This is a genomic window from Acidovorax sp. FG60 (genome assembly GCF_057808995.1).
Map to the genome: position 1 here is coordinate 99,448 of NZ_JBMDJC010000013.1, position 15,252 is coordinate 114,699.

General features: G+C 66.0%; 12 protein-coding genes. 7 read left to right on the forward strand and 5 right to left on the reverse strand.

Features of this window, described 5'->3' with window-relative positions; genetic code table 11:
• Window positions 1-2,229, reverse strand: a complete 2,229-nt coding sequence (locus ACODS0_RS19005; RefSeq protein ID WP_228894886.1) for a hypothetical protein — start codon at window positions 2,227-2,229, stop codon at window positions 1-3.
• Window positions 2,230-2,301: 72 nt separating this feature from the next.
• Between ACODS0_RS19005 and ACODS0_RS19010 the strand changes: the two genes are divergently transcribed.
• From ACODS0_RS19010 to ACODS0_RS19030, 5 genes are all read left to right on the forward strand, one after another.
• Window positions 2,302-3,825: a 3-hydroxyacyl-CoA dehydrogenase gene (locus ACODS0_RS19010; protein ID WP_121419833.1), complete on the forward strand. Its 1,524-nt coding sequence runs from the start codon at window positions 2,302-2,304 to the stop codon at window positions 3,823-3,825.
• A gap of 42 nt (window positions 3,826-3,867) precedes the next feature.
• Window positions 3,868-4,647, forward strand: coding sequence for an oxepin-CoA hydrolase, alternative type (locus ACODS0_RS19015; protein ID WP_055393851.1), 780 nt, complete (start codon window positions 3,868-3,870; stop codon window positions 4,645-4,647).
• 189 nt (window positions 4,648-4,836) lie between these two features.
• A complete protein-coding gene (locus ACODS0_RS19020) occupies window positions 4,837-5,556 on the forward strand; it encodes a Crp/Fnr family transcriptional regulator (protein WP_055393849.1) in 720 nt (239 codons plus the stop codon).
• Window positions 5,557-5,590: 34 nt separating this feature from the next.
• Window positions 5,591-6,676, forward strand: coding sequence for a phosphotransferase (locus ACODS0_RS19025; protein ID WP_121419831.1), 1,086 nt, complete (start codon window positions 5,591-5,593; stop codon window positions 6,674-6,676).
• 54 nt (window positions 6,677-6,730) lie between these two features.
• Window positions 6,731-8,005, forward strand: a complete 1,275-nt coding sequence (locus tag ACODS0_RS19030; protein ID WP_055393845.1) for an acyl-CoA dehydrogenase family protein — start codon at window positions 6,731-6,733, stop codon at window positions 8,003-8,005.
• 215 nt (window positions 8,006-8,220) lie between these two features.
• Here ACODS0_RS19030 and ACODS0_RS19035 read toward each other — a convergent pair whose 3' ends face one another.
• A complete protein-coding gene (locus tag ACODS0_RS19035) occupies window positions 8,221-8,952 on the reverse strand; it encodes a hypothetical protein (protein WP_487257060.1) in 732 nt (243 codons plus the stop codon).
• A 258-nt stretch (window positions 8,953-9,210) separates the two neighbouring features.
• Here ACODS0_RS19035 and ACODS0_RS19040 point away from each other — a divergent pair, with 258 nt between their 5' ends.
• Window positions 9,211-9,810 (forward strand): hypothetical protein, encoded by a 600-nt coding sequence (locus ACODS0_RS19040; protein WP_488836480.1) that lies wholly within the window; start codon window positions 9,211-9,213, stop codon window positions 9,808-9,810.
• 69 nt (window positions 9,811-9,879) lie between these two features.
• On the opposite strand, the gene ACODS0_RS19045 is transcribed toward ACODS0_RS19040, so the two are convergent.
• The 3 genes from ACODS0_RS19045 to ACODS0_RS19055 all read right to left on the reverse strand — a co-directional run bounded on the left by ACODS0_RS19045 (window position 9,880) and on the right by ACODS0_RS19055 (window position 14,523).
• Window positions 9,880-10,887 (reverse strand): asparaginase, encoded by a 1,008-nt coding sequence (locus ACODS0_RS19045; protein WP_121508721.1) that lies wholly within the window; start codon window positions 10,885-10,887, stop codon window positions 9,880-9,882.
• A 23-nt stretch (window positions 10,888-10,910) separates the two neighbouring features.
• On the reverse strand, window positions 10,911-13,475 hold the full coding sequence (locus tag ACODS0_RS19050) for a penicillin acylase family protein (RefSeq protein WP_488836482.1): 2,565 nt from the start codon (window positions 13,473-13,475) through the stop codon (window positions 10,911-10,913).
• Between the two features lie 118 nt (window positions 13,476-13,593).
• Window positions 13,594-14,523, reverse strand: coding sequence for an adenylate/guanylate cyclase domain-containing protein (locus ACODS0_RS19055; RefSeq protein ID WP_199727006.1), 930 nt, complete (start codon window positions 14,521-14,523; stop codon window positions 13,594-13,596).
• Window positions 14,524-14,855: 332 nt separating this feature from the next.
• On the opposite strand from ACODS0_RS19055, the gene ACODS0_RS19060 reads away from it, so the two are divergent.
• Complete coding sequence (locus ACODS0_RS19060) at window positions 14,856-15,209, forward strand: hypothetical protein (RefSeq protein ID WP_121506697.1); 354 nt, start codon at window positions 14,856-14,858, stop codon at window positions 15,207-15,209.
• The last annotated feature ends 43 nt before the right edge of the window (window positions 15,210-15,252 follow it).

A 15,252-nucleotide genomic window follows, 5' to 3' on the forward strand; every position in this document is an offset into this window, starting at 1 on the left:
CTATTTGCGGTCGCCTTTCTTCTGCTCCAGTTCCAGCCGCAGTTCGACCAGGTCGTTGTCCATGCCAAAACCGACGGCCTGACCCGCGGCCGGGGGCGCGGTCACCGGCACGGCCGGCAGATCGCTCAGGGTGAGATGGGGCGGCTCTGACAGATCAAGGTCGAGGTCGAGGTCGAGATCCAGCGGCGTACCGCGCGTGTCGCCATCCAGTGCGGAGGGCGCTGCAACACCCGATGCCTGAGCTGGCCGCCCTGTAGCGGGAGGCATCCCGTCAAAGTCGAACTCCAGGCTCGCCGCGCGCGAGTCCTGCGGTAATGCCGCCGTTGTCGCAGGCACCTTCGGGGCTGGCGCTTGCTGCACCTGGGTTTCGTCCCGAGGTGCGGCGAGCGGTGTGGTGCGCTTGCGGGGCGCAGGCTCCCCTCGGGCACTTGCGGGCGTGGTCTGCGCAATGGAGAGCAACAGCAGCAGGTCGTCGTAAGCCGCAAGGTCAAAGGGCTCGACCGAACCGACACCGTTCTGCCGGAACAGCAGCTTTTCGAGCAGCTGCAGCACGGACGGAGACGTCCATTCAGCCTCGATGTCAGCGAGCGCATCGGTGTAGTGATACAGCATGCGGCCCGTGCGGTGGAAGCTGGCAAATTCCGGCACCTGCGCGTTGAACGATTGCATGAACTGCGTACGCAGTTGCGTGAACTCCTCCACCCGGCTCAGCGTGTGGTACAGCCGCAAAAGCTCCAGATACGCCAGCGGCGAAGTGGCACCGCGCTCAGCGATGTGCGTTTTCAGCACTTCGATGGCCTGCTGGTGTTCCCCCACCGAGATAAAAAACTCGGCCTGTTGCTGGATGTCGAAAAGCTCTTCCGGGCTGACGATGTGCAGCGCGGGTTGCTGCGTGACTACAGCGGCAGGTGCTGGCGGGGGAACGGTCGCCTTCAGGGGGACCGGGGCACTGGGCAAAGGGGCCGTGGCCACAAAAGGAGGTACCAGCGGGGCAGCAGCTGAGCCCGGGGAAGGTTCCCGGGCTTCGGCGGACTCGTCGGACGGCAGCCAGTGATCGCTGGGGTCGGGGGGCAGGCCCAGCGCAGCCCCATGCTCGACCACGGCATCTCGGCCACCCAGCGCAGCCACCGAATCGCGCCATGCGCGCACCGCCTTTTCGGAGGCGCTGCGCATCCGCCCCCAGGCCCACACAGCGAGCAACAGTGCTAGCAGCAGCAACCCGCCCAGCGCGTAGACCACCGTGGCAGGAAATCTCTCGCTCTCTGCCTGCTCCAGCTGTTGCTGCAATTGCGCTGCGCTGGCCCGGTCGCGGGCGGCCTGCGCCCGCAGGGCAGCAACGTCGGATTCCAGGGCCTTGAGCCGGTCAGCCTCCTGGTTGACATCCTCGGGCTGGGCATTCATCGCTTTCCAGAGCGCTGCAGCCTGGGCACGCTGGGCCGAGGGCTGGTCTGATGGCATCACCAACAGTTCAGGCGAGGTGCGCAGTGCCAGCGGACGGTCTACCCAGAGATCGAGTGGCTCGACGACCAAGCGAGCCCGGTCAGCAGGCTTGGGGGCTGTAGGCAGCTTGTTTTTTTCAGCGCTGGCCTGGGGGCGCGCCACCGGGCGCTCTGGGGGCCGTACCGGTGCCGTCCGCGCAGCGGGCTTGGCCACCGACGGGGTGCTGGGTACGGGCTCGGGCCGATTTTCGGAAGACAAGGGCACGGATGCCAACGGAGAAGGCGCCACAGGCGCAGTGGCAGCCCCTGCAGCGCGCTGCCCTGCTGCACCCTGGGCCGGACGGGGTGCTTCGACCCCACCGGCCGCAAGGGAAGGTAGCCGCGAGACGTCGACCGGCGATGCGGACCGTGCCACCGTGGATGGAAGCTCGGCAAAAAATGTGTAGGTGCGCGTGACCTTGCCTGTGCACCCTGCCGACAAGGTGACCATCAAGACCGGTTCGTCCACCGCGATGGCGGCCTGCACCCGCACCGCCGGAGACCGCCCCCGCATGTCGGGCAATGGCACTACCCGCACCTTGGCATCGCCAATCACCGTATCGCCGGCCACCAGCTTGGCCGTCACGCAGGAAGAGGCCAGATCGGTGCCTGGGTCGGGCTGGATATCGAAGGAAAGATCTACCGGGGCACCCAACACCACCACGCCCCTGCTGCCGCCCAAGGACAGTGCCGAGGCGCCTGCAGCGACCGCCCACAGACTGGTCCCCAAAATGGCGTTACGGATTTTCACAATATGTTCTGTTTTTGGTGCAGCCCATTCTTGCACATAAGTCCCGCGCAACGCCAGAGCCATAATGGCGCTATGAAAATTCAGTTTCCCAACATCGCTATCGTGGGCACCGGCGCCATGGGTCGGGGCATTGCACAAATCGCCGCACAGGCTGGCAGCCAGGTTTTTCTGCTTGATGCCAACCCCGGCGCCGCCGATGCGGCCAAGGCGGCGCTCCAGGAGCAATGGAACAAACTGGTGGCCAAAGGCCGCATCGATGCCGCGCAGGCCGGTGACCTGACCGCGCGGCTGCACCCCGTCAAGGTCGTGGCCGACCTGGCAGGCTGCGACCTCGTGGTAGAAGCCATCGTGGAGCGGCTGGATGTGAAGAAGACGCTGTTCGCCGAACTGGAAGCTGTGGTGCGCCCGGATGCGGTGCTGGCCACCAATACCTCATCCCTCTCGGTCACCGCCATCGGCGCGGGCCTGCAGCGGCCCGAGCGCCTGGCAGGTTTCCACTTCTTCAACCCCGTGCCGCTCATGAAGGTGGTGGAAGTGATTGCCGGGCTCAAGACGGATGCAGCCGTGTGCACCGCCCTGGCCACGTATGCGAGGGAAATGGGACACACCCCCGTTCAGGCACAAGACACCCCCGGCTTCATCGTGAACCACGCCGGGCGCGGCTTTGGCACAGAGGCCCTGCGCATCGTGGGCGAAGGCGTGGCCGACTTCGCCACCATCGACCGCATCCTGCGCGACCAGGTCGGCTTCAAGCTCGGCCCCTTTGAATTGATGGACCTGACGGCGCTGGACGTCTCCCACCCGGTGATGGAATCCATCTACCGCCAGTACTACGACGAGCCGCGCTTTCGCCCCAGTGTGATCACCGCGCAGCGCCTGGCAGGCGGCGTGGTGGGCAAGAAGGTGGGCGAAGGCTTTTACCGCTACGTGGACGGCGTGGCGCAGATACCGGCAGAGGCGCCGCCGCCCGTGGTGGCAGAGATTCCCCCCGTGTGGGTCTCGCCCCGTGCCGCGCGCCGCGCGGAGCTGTACCAGCTGCTCAAGGACCTGGGCGCCACCATCGAAACCGGCCAGTCGCCCTCGCCCCAGGCCATCACGCTGGTCGCGCCGCTGGGGTTTGACATCACCACCGTGGCGGTCGTGGAGCGCCTGGACCCGGCGCGCACCATCGGCATCGACATGCTGATCGACGACGCCGCTACCAAGCGCCGCGTGTTGGCCACCAACCCCGCCACCCGCGTGGACATCCGCAACGCAGCGCATGCGCTGTTTGCCCGCGACGGCAAGGCCGTGAGCGTGATCCGCGACAGCGGCGGCTTTGTCACGCAGCGTGTGGTGGCCACCATCGTCAACATCGCCAGCGACATCTGCCAGCAAGGCATCTGCTCCCCCAAGGATCTGGAAACCGCTGTGACACTGGGCCTGGGTTACCCCCTGGGGCCCCTGGCCATGGGCGACCGCTGGGGGCCGACCAACATCCTCGAAGTGTTGTTCAACATGCAGACCGTGTACGGCGACACACGCTACCGCCCGAGCCCCTGGCTGCGCAGGCGCGGCGCCATCGGCCTGAGCCTGACCCACGTCGAAGAAGCCTGATCGCGCGAACAGAGCAAGAGCCGCTCCCCAACCAAGGCCACCATGCCCGCAGAACTCCAGAGCACCAGCCAGGGCCAGACCCTGATCCTGACCCTTCGCAACCCTGAGCGGCGCAACGCCATCGACCCGGTGATGTACGCAGCGGGCGTGGAGGCGCTGGGTGTGGCCGAAAGCAGCCCTGACATTCGCAGCGTGGTCATCACGGGGGCCGATGGCATGTTCTGCTCGGGCGGCAACCTGCAGCGCCTGCTGGCCAACCGCCAGGAAGCCCCCGAGGTACAGGCACAGAGCATTGAAGGCCTGCACAACTGGATCGAAACCATCCGCACCTACCCCAAGCCTGTGATTGCAGCCGTGGAGGGCGCGGCGGCCGGTGCGGGCTTTTCATTGGCATTGGCCTGCGACTTCATCGTGGCGGCCCGCAACGCGGTGTTTGTGATGGCCTACAGCAATGTGGCCCTGTCGCCCGATGGCGGCGCCAGCTGGAGCCTGTCGCACGCCCTGCCCCGCCAGGTGGCAACCGAGATCCTCATGTGTGGTGACCGAATCAGCGCAGAACGCCTGCACGCTCTCGGGGTGGTCAACCGCATTGCAGAAACCGGCAGCGCGCTGGAGACCGCCCTGGCACTGGCCGAGCAGCTCAACGCGCGTGCACCCAATGCCCTCGCGAGCATCAAGGAGCTGCTCAACGAAGCGCCCCATGCCCAGCTCACACACCACCTGGCCCATGAGCGCGACCATTTCGTGAAGAACCTGCACCATGCGAACGGCGGGGCCGGTATTTCTGCCTTTCTAGAGAAACGAGTGCCCCGCTACGAATAGCATTGCACCGGGGTGCCGTACCCACAGAGCACCCACCGCCAAGCACCATCCCCCGGCCCGCTGCACTCCAGCGCCCGGGGGTTTTCTTTTTGGTGGCCACCGTGCAGACACGCAGGTGACAACCCTGACGCAGCACGAAGGTCCCTGACGCGACAATGGGTCTGTTTCTAGTCACCCAAAAGACAGGCCATGGACGACCCGATTCTTACTATCGAAGAACGTGAAGCGATCAACTCAGGTCGCTGGTTTTCATCTCTCTCACCTTCTCTACGCCACGACATCCTCAGATGTGCATACGTCAAACGCTTCAAGGACGGCGGCCTCATTGCCGCACGCGGAGATCCGCCCGAGGAATGGATTGCCTGCGCGCGCGGTGCAGTGCGGGTGAGCTCGACCTCCATCTCGGGCAAGCAGATCACGCTGACCTATGTGGAGCCGGGCATCTGGTTCGGCGACGTGGCGATCTTCGACGGGGACCGGCGCACACACGACGCCTACGCGCATGGCGACACCACGATCCTGTGTGTGGCCAAGGCCGATTTCCGCAAGATTCTGGCGGTGCACACCGAGCTGTACGAAGCCATGCTGCGACTGCATGCGCGGCGCATTCGCCAGCTGTTCGGGCTGGTGGAAGACCTCAACACCCTGCCCTTGCGCTCGCGCCTGGCCAAGCAGCTTGTGCACCTGGTGCGCAGCTACGGCGTGCCCAGCCTGTCGGACGGCAGCGAGATGCGCATCAGCCTGCAACTGGCGCAGGAAGAACTGGCGCAGCTCTTGGGCGCATCGCGCCAACGCGTGAACCAGGAACTCAAGGCCATGGAGCGCGAGGACGCCATTCGCATCGAGCCGGGCGGCCTGGTGGTGCGTGACCGCGAAGCCCTGATGCGCATTGCTGAAACCGACAACTGACTCATTGACTGACCGAACCTCTCCCCATTTCTCCATGAGCAACTTTGACCATTTCGTCGGCACCCGTCCTGTTTCCGATCAGCACGCCTTTGATACCGAAGCGCTGACCGCGTGGCTTGCACGGAACATGGAAGGCTTCGTGGGCCCCCTGACCGTGGAAATGTTCAAAGGGGGGCAGTCCAACCCGACGTACAAGCTCATCACGCCCGGTGCCAGCTACGTGATGCGGGCCAAGCCTGGCCCCGTGGCCAAACTGCTGCCTTCGGCCCACGCCATCGAGCGAGAGTTTGCGGTGATGAGCGGCCTGTATGGCACCGACGTGCCCGTGCCCCGCATGTTTGTGCTGTGCGAGGACGAATCCGTCATCGGCCGCGCCTTCTACGTGATGGAGTGCATGCAGGGCCGCGTGCTGTGGGATCAATCTCTGCCCGGCATGACGCCAGCCGAGCGCGGCGACATCTACAACGAGATGAACCGCGTGATTGCCGCGCTGCACACCGTGAAGTTTGCAGACCGGGGGCTGGCCAGCTATGGCAAGCCCGGCAACTACTTTGACCGCCAGATCGGCCGTTGGAGCAAGCAATACGTGGCGTCCATCACACAGCCCATCGAAGAGATGGACCGCCTCATGGAGTGGTTGCCCGCCAACATGCCCGCCAGCGCGCGGGACGAGGGCCATGTCTCCATCGTGCACGGCGACTACCGCCTGGACAACCTGATGTTCCATCCCACAGAGCCGCGCGTGATTGCCGTGCTCGACTGGGAGTTGTCCACGCTGGGCCATCCGCTGGCGGACTTCAGCTACCACTGCATGAGCTGGCACATCCCCGCCTCGCTCGGGCGCGGCATCGCAGGGCTGGACCTGGCCGCGCTGGGCATCCCCGACGAAGACACCTATATCCGCCTGTACTGCGAGCGCACCGGCATCACAACGCCCGAGGCACTGCGTGCCGACTGGAACTTCTACCTCGCCTACAACATGTTCCGCATCGCGGCCATCCTGCAAGGCATTGCCAAGCGGGTGGAGGCTGGCACGGCCTCCAGCGCGCAGGCCAAGGCATCGGGCGACACCGCGCGGCCCATGGCCCAACTGGCCTGGTCGTTTGCCCAGCGCGGCTAAACACAAGACGCAAGTACAAGCGCCGCCCCTCGATTACCAACGGAGAAGAAACCCATGGACTTTGACTACTCGCCCAAAACCAAGGAACTGCAGGCCAAGCTGCTCCAGTTCATGGATGACCACATCTATCCGAACGAGTCTGCCTACAAAGACGAACTGGCCGCCAACACAGCCGCAGGCAAGCGCTGGAGCGCGCTGAACACCATCGAGAACCTCAAGCCCAAGGCGCAGGCTGCCGGGTTGTGGAACCTGTTTCTGCCGGTCGATAGCGCCGCCGCCTCGGGCTACGAAGGCGCGGGCCTGACCAACCAGGAATACGCGCCGCTGGCCGAAATCATGGGCCGCGTGCCATGGGCCAGCGAGGTGTTCAACTGCTCGGCACCCGACACCGGCAACATGGAGACCATTGCCCGCTACGGCGACGATGCCAACAAGGCCCGCTGGCTCAAGCCGCTGCTCGACGGCAAGATCCGCTCGGCCTTTGCGATGACGGAGCCCGACGTGGCATCGAGCGACGCCACCAACATCGAGACGCGCATCGAGCGCCAGGGCGACGAGTACGTGATCAATGGCCGCAAATGGTGGATCTCCGGCGCGGCCGACCCGCGCTGCGCGGTGTTCATCACCATGGGCAAGACAGACCCCGACGCACCCCGCCATTCGCAGCAGAGCATGGTGCTGGTACCCGCCGATGCCAAGGGCATCACCATCGTCCGCCCGCTGAACGTGCTGGGCTATGACGATGCGCCCCACGGCCACGTCGAGATGACGTTCGAGAACGTGCGCGTGCCCGTCTCCAACATCCTGCTGGGGGAAGGCCGTGGCTTCGAGATCGCTCAAGGCCGCCTCGGCCCCGGGCGCATCCACCACTGCATGCGCCTGATCGGCCTGGCCGAGCGCGCGCTGGAGCTGATGTGCAAGCGTGCTTCGTCGCGCGTGGCGTTTGGCAAAACCGTGGCCCAGCAGACCGTGACACAAGAGCGCATTGCCGAAGCCCGCTGCAAGATCGACATGGCGCGCCTGCTCACGCTCAAGGCCGCCTGGCTGATGGATGTGGCTGGCAACAAGGTCGCCAAGACCGAGATCGCCATGATCAAGGTCGTGGCACCCAGCATGGCCTGCCAGGTGATTGACTGGGCCATGCAGGTGCACGGCGGCGGCGGCATGAGCGATGACTTCCCGCTGGCCTATGCCTACGCCGGTGCACGCACGCTGCGCTTTGCAGACGGCCCGGACGAGGTGCACCGCAACGCCATTGCCAAGTGGGAGCTGGGCAAGTACGGCACCTACGGCCGTGATGCGGCCGTGCCCGTCACCCGTGGAAGCTGACTGGAAATCCCCCCAGAGGCCCCTTGGGCCTTTCCCCCTCCTCTCTCGCACTAGGCGCGGGAGGGAACCGCACCCAACGCGGCTGGGCGACCCTTGCGCAGGGCATTGGCTTGCAGCGTGCCAGCGTCATAACCTGCGGGAACATATTGCAGAACACAAAACGGGGCCACAGGCTCCGTTGTGCGTTTTCTTTGGCGCAGGCGCTGGCTGGAACGCTACCGGGTGATGTTGGGCACGTCGTCCGGCCCCGCCACCGACATGGGCGGCAGGTTCTGCAGGGCCGCCTGCCCGGCCACCAGCAGCAGTTGCTTGGCATGCGCGATCTCGGCCAGGCTGCGCTGCGTGTGTTCCATGCGCAGGTAGACCTTGCCACGCGCCAGCATCAGCACCATGGGCGATTTCGCCCGTTCGGAGCCCCCTTCCCCCTCCACGGCATTGAGCAGCTGCGAGACCACGGGCGCATGGATCCAGCGCTGGGCCAGCTCAATGCGCTCTGCCACCACCGCGAAGTGCTCGCGGAATGACACGGGCAGGCCGGGCCAGGCCATTTCCTCGTACATGGACAACCAGCGCATTTCTTCGGGCAGGCTGCTGCTCACCGCGGTCTGCAGCGTATCGGTGATGGCGGTGTAGGCCGTGCCTTCCAGAATTTCCTGCAAGGGACGGTTGATCACCATCACGGCGGCATCGGGGTCGGCGCCCACGTCGGCGCGCCCGCGCAGCTCCAGGCCCGACACGTAGTCGCGTGTGGGTGTGCCGCATTCCAGCCGCCACGGGTGGCCGTGGATGTCACCGCCCAGATCGAAATGCCCCTCGGTGGAATGTGCAACGATGGCCAGCTGCTGTTTCGCAGCCCAGCGGGCCACGTCCCGGTTGGTGGCAGGCCGGCCCAGGTCCGAACCCGGGGAGCCGGAAGTACCGAATGCTTTGCGGAGGCGGTCAAACATGAGAGGCCGAAGCGCAAGGCTTCGCAAGAGTCGCGGGTGCAGGCATTATTGGGGGCATTGGCTTGTATAGAAAGCCCCCCCTGAGTCGCCTGACGGCGCCTTCCCCCGAGGAGAACGCACCTAGTGGACTGGCGAAGCCAGATCCACAGGTGCTCTGGCCTGGGGCCGCGCCGGTTTCGACGGTCGCGCGTGGTGCCCGAAGTTATGAATGAAGACATGCTTTTTTTGACCGTAAACCGCCGTTTTGCCCTGACTGTCATGGCTGCATCTTGCGTGCTGGCAGTCAACCGTGTGGCCGCTGTGGAGCTGCCCCAGGACACCTCGGCCACGGCCCGCCAGCTGGTGCGCTGGGCCACCGAAACCGGCGACCACCAGGGTCTGCCTTTTGCCGTGATCGACAAGCCCACCGCCCGCATCCATGTGTTCTCGGCCCAGGGGCAGTGGCTGAGCAGTGCTCCGGTGCTGCTGGGCGCGGCGCTGGGCGACCGGTCTGCGCCGGACATTGGGCAGCGGCCACTGTCACAGATCCGCCCGGAGGAGCGCACCACGCCCGCTGGCCGGTTCGTGACAGAACCCGGGCGAAACCTGCGCGGCGACGACATTGTGTGGATCGACTATGAATCCGCCGTCTCGCTGCACCGCGTGCGCAGCGTTCATGCCGCTGAGCGCCGCCAGCAACGCCTGGCAAGCCGGGGCGTGAGCGACAAGCGCATCAGCTACGGCTGCGTGAACGCACCCGAGGCGTTCTACAACCAGTTCATCGCGCCTGTGTTCGGCCAGGCACGCGGCGTGGTGTATGTGCTGCCGGACACAGAGCCATTTGCTACTTTTTTTATAGCTGCCAGCTCTTACCCATAAAGCGCTAGGGCCATTTTTTACTTGTTTTTTGAATCCGGCCTGCCGCCGCGCGGCGTCAGGCTTCCCGGTTCAGACAGGCCGCAGCTGGAACACGGCCCTGCGCCCGCCGACCTCCAGGCCCCGGGCATTGAGGATACGGCCCGACCGGCGCGGCGCCAGTGCCTCGCGCTGCCGGGCGTCGAGCCAGCCGAGCTGGTCCATGACCTCCACTGCGGCGGCCACCTGCGCCACCATGTTGCCGTCCATGACCTTGAGCGCGAAGGCCTCGCCCCGGCTACGGCTGCCCACCACCTGCACGCCGTCAGCGCCGGTCTTGGACACCCAGTCGCCCTCACCCACACGCATGAAATCCAGGTCGTGCCGGCCGGTGCCCGAGCCCAGCTCGGGCCGGGCGACCATGGCATCGGCCAGTTCGGTAAGGCTCTGGTCCAGGTCCGTGTCCGGTGCACCACCGGCCAAGCGAGCGTAGCCCCGGGCCAGGCTGGCCAGCGGCATGGCGTAGTTGGGCGCCGAGCAGCCGTCAATGCCCATGGCCAGCTGTTCTGGTGCCAGCCCCACCGCTTGCGCAACGTGGTCGCGAATGGCCACCTGCAGCGGATGCGCTGGGTCGAGGTGATCGTCCAGCGGCAAGCCTTGTTGCACGCAGTGCGCGACGAAGCCCGCGTGTTTGCCGCTGCAGTTGTTGTGGCGTTCGTCTGGCACAAAACCTTGTGGCAGCGAGGCGAGCCCCAGCTCGGCAAACAGCGGCCGGTGGCACCCGCAGCGCAGCGCGTGGTAGTCCTTGCCCACGCTGGCCAGCATGCGCTCGGCCTGCGCCACATGCATTGGCTCGCCGTTGTGGCTGGCGCACAGCAGCGCCAGCTCGCCCTGCCCCCAGCCCAGCGCGCGGGCTCCGCCCGACTGCATGAAAGGCAGCGCCTGGAACGCCTTGATGGTGGAGCGGGTGAAAGTGACGGTGTACGGGTCACCCACCTGGGCCGATACCCTGCCGTCGCGGTCGGCCACGGCCACTGCGCCCCAGTGCTGGCACTCGACCAGTCCGCCGCGGTTGACTTCGATCAACGGTACAAAACCCATGGTGTGCTTTCTTGCAGCCTGCATCACTGCGCAGCAGCGGCGGTGCTGGCGGCAGTGGAAGGCGTGAGTGTGAGCTCATGCATCCAGCGCGCGGGCTGTCGCTGCAGCGCGCGATAGCCGGTCTCGGCCCAGGTGGTGCTCATGTCGCGGTAGCGCGGCGAGAACACCAGCCCGCTCTGACCGGTTTGGTAAATGAAGCGTGACTGTTCCAGATCGGCCAGGTCGTACACCGCGCGCAGCGAGGCGGCGTGGCGGTTCACGTACGGGCCTGAGGCTTCGCCCGCGTTGTACTGGCCCACGTTCACGGTGTACGAATCGCCGTGCGAGGGCACGCTCACATCGAAGAAACGCGCCAGCGCGGGCACGTTGCCGAAGGGCCGGTGCGCGCTGAGCGCCGGGTGCGCCGCGCCCCAGCGCCACTGGGCCGGGTCTGCGCCATACGCAGCCTGCAGGCGGTCGAGCGCGCGGCCGAGGGCAGCGGCAGATTGTTCGGCACACGATGCGGGCTGGCACCACCAGGTGTCGTTGCGCTCCAGAATGCCTTCAATGGCCGCGCGGTAGTCGCGCTTGCCATACGTAGCGGTGAACCGGTCTTCGCCAATGCGCGGAATGATCAGGCCGCGCGCCAGTTCGTCCGTCCAGGCCACAAAGATCAGCGGCGCGGCTCGGCCCGCGTCCATCACGCCGTCAAAGCCCTGCAGCTCTTTCTGCGCAGCGGCGGCCAGCGGGTGCGTGGACTGCGCCTGCTGCAGGTGCGGCAGCAGGCGCCGCGTGGCGAGCGAGGTCACATCGCGGTGGATGGCCTGCATGCTGGCCGCGTCGTGCTTGGGCGTGGCCTCGATGAGCTGCGCAATGCGTTCGTAGCGGTAGGGCAAGGCCCAGTCCTGCGTCAGAAAGTGGGGGTAGCCTGGCGCCGTCACGCGCTGGTTGGCCGTGGCGATCCAGCCCCGGGCGCCCTGGACGCCCGCCCCTCCGCTGACACCGTCATCCTGCGGGGTTTGCTCATACGGCAGCCAGCCCTTCCAGTCGTAGCGCGCGTCCCAGCCCGGCGAAGGCGCCACGCCCCGAATGTCGTTGGCGGTATCGCGCAGCGGCACACGGCCTGCGGCCTTGAAGCGGATGTTGCCCTGATCGTCCGCAGCCACCACGCTTTGCATGGGCGAGTGGTAGTGCGCCAGCCCCGCAAAGAGCTCATCCACGCTCTTGGACTGGTTGGTCTTGAAGCCCGCCAGCACGGTCTGGTTGTCATCGTCCAGCGCGCTCCAGCGCAGCGCGATCACATATTTGCCTAGGTCCAGCACCTCGGCGTGCGACTTCTGAACGTCGCTCAGCACGGGGCCATGGCGCGTGCTGCGCAGCTGCAGCAACAGGTCGGCCTCTCCCTTGACGCGGATGGTTTCGTTGCGCACCGTGAACGGGGCCCATCCGTCGGGCGTGCGGTACTGCGTGGCGTCGGCGGGGTTGATCTGCTCCAGATACAAGTCCTGCACATCGGGGCCGGTGTTGGTAAAGCCCCAGGCCACTTTGTCGGTGCGGCCCAGCACCACGAAGGGCATGCCAGGCAAGGTGGCGCCTACGGCATCAATGGGGCCCAAGGGTGTGCCGTCAGACGCCTTGCCCGCAGGGGCCTGCAAGCTCGCAAAGTACCAGATGGCGGGGGCCGACAGGCCCAGGTGCGGGTCGTTGGCCAGCAGCGGCTTGCCGCTCACGGTGCGGGTGCCCGCAATGACCCAGTTGTTGCTGCCCTTGCCCTCGTTGGTGCCTGCGTTGCGGGTCAGTTCGTCGGCCCAGGCCAGCATGCCGGCGCTGATCTGCCGGGACAACGGACCTTCGCGGTTGGCTGGCGCCACTGCAGCCGCTGCAGCACCAGCGGCAGGTGCACGATAAACCCCCAGCTGGCGATACAGCGCCGCCAGGTCTGCGGACGCAGCGGGCGGCTCCCCCGGATAGGGTGGCATCAGTTGCCACAGCCGGTCGGTGTCCAGCGTGCGCGCCACCGACAGGCGTGCGAACTCGGTGCCCCAATTGCCACCCAGGTCCAGCGCCATCATCAGCGCCCAGCCCACGCTGTCCTCGGGCTCCCACACCGCGCCTGCGGCGCCTCCGGGTTGCACGCCCAGCACCAGAAACTCCGGTGGCAAGGCCTGGGGACGTTTCTGGTGGAAGGCATGGATGCCCTTGCTGTAGGCCTGCAAGGCCTCCTGGGCATACAGCGGCAGCCCAGCGTACTGCCGCCGGGCCACACCCATGATGTCCAGGCTGCGCATGAGCTTGTCGGTCTCGACCGTGGCAGGGCCAAAAACCTCGGACAGCTGGCCGTGCATGACCCGGCGGTTGAATTCCAACTGCCAGGTGCGTTCCTGCGCATGTACATAGCCCATTGCAAACCAGGCATCCTGCGGGGTCTGAGCCTGGATGTGGGTGACATCGGCGCCATCGCGCCGCACCTGTACTGCTTCGCTGAGCCCCGCCACAGCCAAGGAACCATCGAGTTGTGCAAAGCTGCGCTGCACATACACCGCCGCGCCCGCGCCTGCCAGCAGCGCCACTGCCACCAGCCCGAGGGCTGTCCGCTTCATCCATGCCATGTTTCTTGTCTCCTGCCGTTGGTCTTGTTGTTGATGTTGTGCACGCAAAGCCATGGTGGCTCCGCGCCCGCGCTGCGGCCACACTGCAATGCAGAAGGAGCCGCCAGCTCTGCGCGTGTCAGCTCAAATGCACACTGCCGCCCGCCACATGAAAGCTCATGACCGGCGCACTGGGCTCGTTGAACGAAACGCCCAGCGCAATGTGCCCCGCGCCATGCAGGATGCAGGCATCGCGCCGCAAGCGCACGGGCGAGTCGCTGCCCTCGAACCGCACCCAGGTTCCAAAGCTGCTCATGTCGGTCAGCACGAACCCGCTGTTGCGCCAGTCGATGCGCGCATGCAGGCGCGACACGCGCGGGTCGTTGATGCGCAGCTGGGCATGCTCGGCCCGCCCCACCATGACCGGGGCATCCGACGAGGTGAAGGTGCGGTCCACCCCATGCCAGGAGAACTGGATCTGCCCCAGGATGGAATCGACCGGTGCAAAGTTGCTGACCAGTGCCGCCTGCATGGTGAGGGAATCGGGCGCTTCGTCCTCACGCCATTCGACGTGGTAGAGCATGAGCAACTCGGCCTTGCCCCGAATGTCCATCATGCCCAGCTTGCGGTACCAGACATCGGGCGCCGTGCCCGCAAGCAGCACGGTGGTTTCGGTAGCCCAGATTTCAGCGGGCCCGGCCCGTTCGCACAGCCGGGAAGCCACGTTGACGGCATCGCCATAACAATCGCCATCCACATCCACCACTTCGCCGCTGGCCACGCCCACGCGGATCTCCATGCGCAAGGGGTGGGGCCAGCGGTCCAGGCGGACCTTGTGCTGGCGCAGCATGGTGGCCATAGCAGACACCGCACTGGAGGCATCGCCAAAGACGCCCAGCACCCCATCCCCGAGCTTCTTGACCACCCGGCCGCCGTGGGCCTCGATGGTGTCACCAATCCACTGGGTGACCTGCGTCACGGCCTCGGTAGCACGTTCGTTGCCCAGCGCTTCATACAAGGCAGTGCTGCCTGAGATGTCCGCAAAGACCATCGTCGACAACACACTCATGAACGCGGGCCCGTTGGTAACATCATGTGAATCAGTTTAGTGCAAGCGCCCCGGCTGCGCACCCTTCAAAGCGCCAACAAGTGTTGCCTGAGGCCGCAGCCGCAGCGAAAGGCGCGGGTGCAGCGTTCACCACAACGACTCCGCACATCGTCAGCGTCGCGAAAGGGAGGTGCAACCCCGGTCGCCTGAAAATCCACCAACACGTAAAAATTCGCAACAAGCCGGGGCAAGTTGTTGTCTTTATGCAAAAACAGGAGCACGCCCCTTGCGCTGCACCTCGCTCCCGCTTACTTTGGCCGTCCCTGTTACAAAAAGCCCGCCCTTACCCCGCCATGCGCTGGAACAAGCCGACTCTCCGCAACAACCTTCACGACCTGCTGGGCCGTGACAAGCCGTCGTCCACGGCATGGGTGCGCAACCAGGGGCTGGAAGAGGTGCGCCGGGCCATGCTGCAGAGCCTCGCCGGCATGACCGGTTGCGAGGTGGCACGCATGAACATGCGGCTGCGTTATGCCGGCGACATCGAGGCGCTTTGGTACCTGCGCACCGACCTCTTCAGCACGCTGGTACCGCTGCGGGGCGAGCACGGTGCCCGGGGCGTGATCGACCAGGTCACCCAGCTGTTCCAGGGGCAGCTCCCACGCGCCCTGCGCCCAGCACAGGCCGCCCCTCACACCCCCTCCTGACGCGCACCACGCGCGCGTGGCGAACCGCCGTTGTGGCGGTGTC

Bases quoted from the DNA above. Each gene is read 5' to 3' on its own strand.
- ACODS0_RS19050 (WP_488836482.1), bottom strand. From the start codon at position 13,475: ATGGCATGGATGAAGCGGACAGCCCTCGGGCTGGTGGCAGTGGCGCTG.
- ACODS0_RS19010 (WP_121419833.1), top strand. From the start codon at position 2,302: ATGAAAATTCAGTTTCCCAACATCGCTATCGTGGGCACCGGCGCCATG.
- ACODS0_RS19035 (WP_487257060.1), bottom strand. From the start codon at position 8,952: ATGTTTGACCGCCTCCGCAAAGCATTCGGTACTTCCGGCTCCCCGGGT.
- ACODS0_RS19060 (WP_121506697.1), top strand. From the start codon at position 14,856: ATGCGCTGGAACAAGCCGACTCTCCGCAACAACCTTCACGACCTGCTG.
- ACODS0_RS19015 (WP_055393851.1), top strand. From the start codon at position 3,868: ATGCCCGCAGAACTCCAGAGCACCAGCCAGGGCCAGACCCTGATCCTG.
- ACODS0_RS19025 (WP_121419831.1), top strand. From the start codon at position 5,591: ATGAGCAACTTTGACCATTTCGTCGGCACCCGTCCTGTTTCCGATCAG.
- ACODS0_RS19030 (WP_055393845.1), top strand. From the start codon at position 6,731: ATGGACTTTGACTACTCGCCCAAAACCAAGGAACTGCAGGCCAAGCTG.
- ACODS0_RS19055 (WP_199727006.1), bottom strand. From the start codon at position 14,523: ATGAGTGTGTTGTCGACGATGGTCTTTGCGGACATCTCAGGCAGCACT.
- ACODS0_RS19020 (WP_055393849.1), top strand. From the start codon at position 4,837: ATGGACGACCCGATTCTTACTATCGAAGAACGTGAAGCGATCAACTCA.
- ACODS0_RS19045 (WP_121508721.1), bottom strand. From the start codon at position 10,887: ATGGGTTTTGTACCGTTGATCGAAGTCAACCGCGGCGGACTGGTCGAG.
- ACODS0_RS19040 (WP_488836480.1), top strand. From the start codon at position 9,211: ATGGCTGCATCTTGCGTGCTGGCAGTCAACCGTGTGGCCGCTGTGGAG.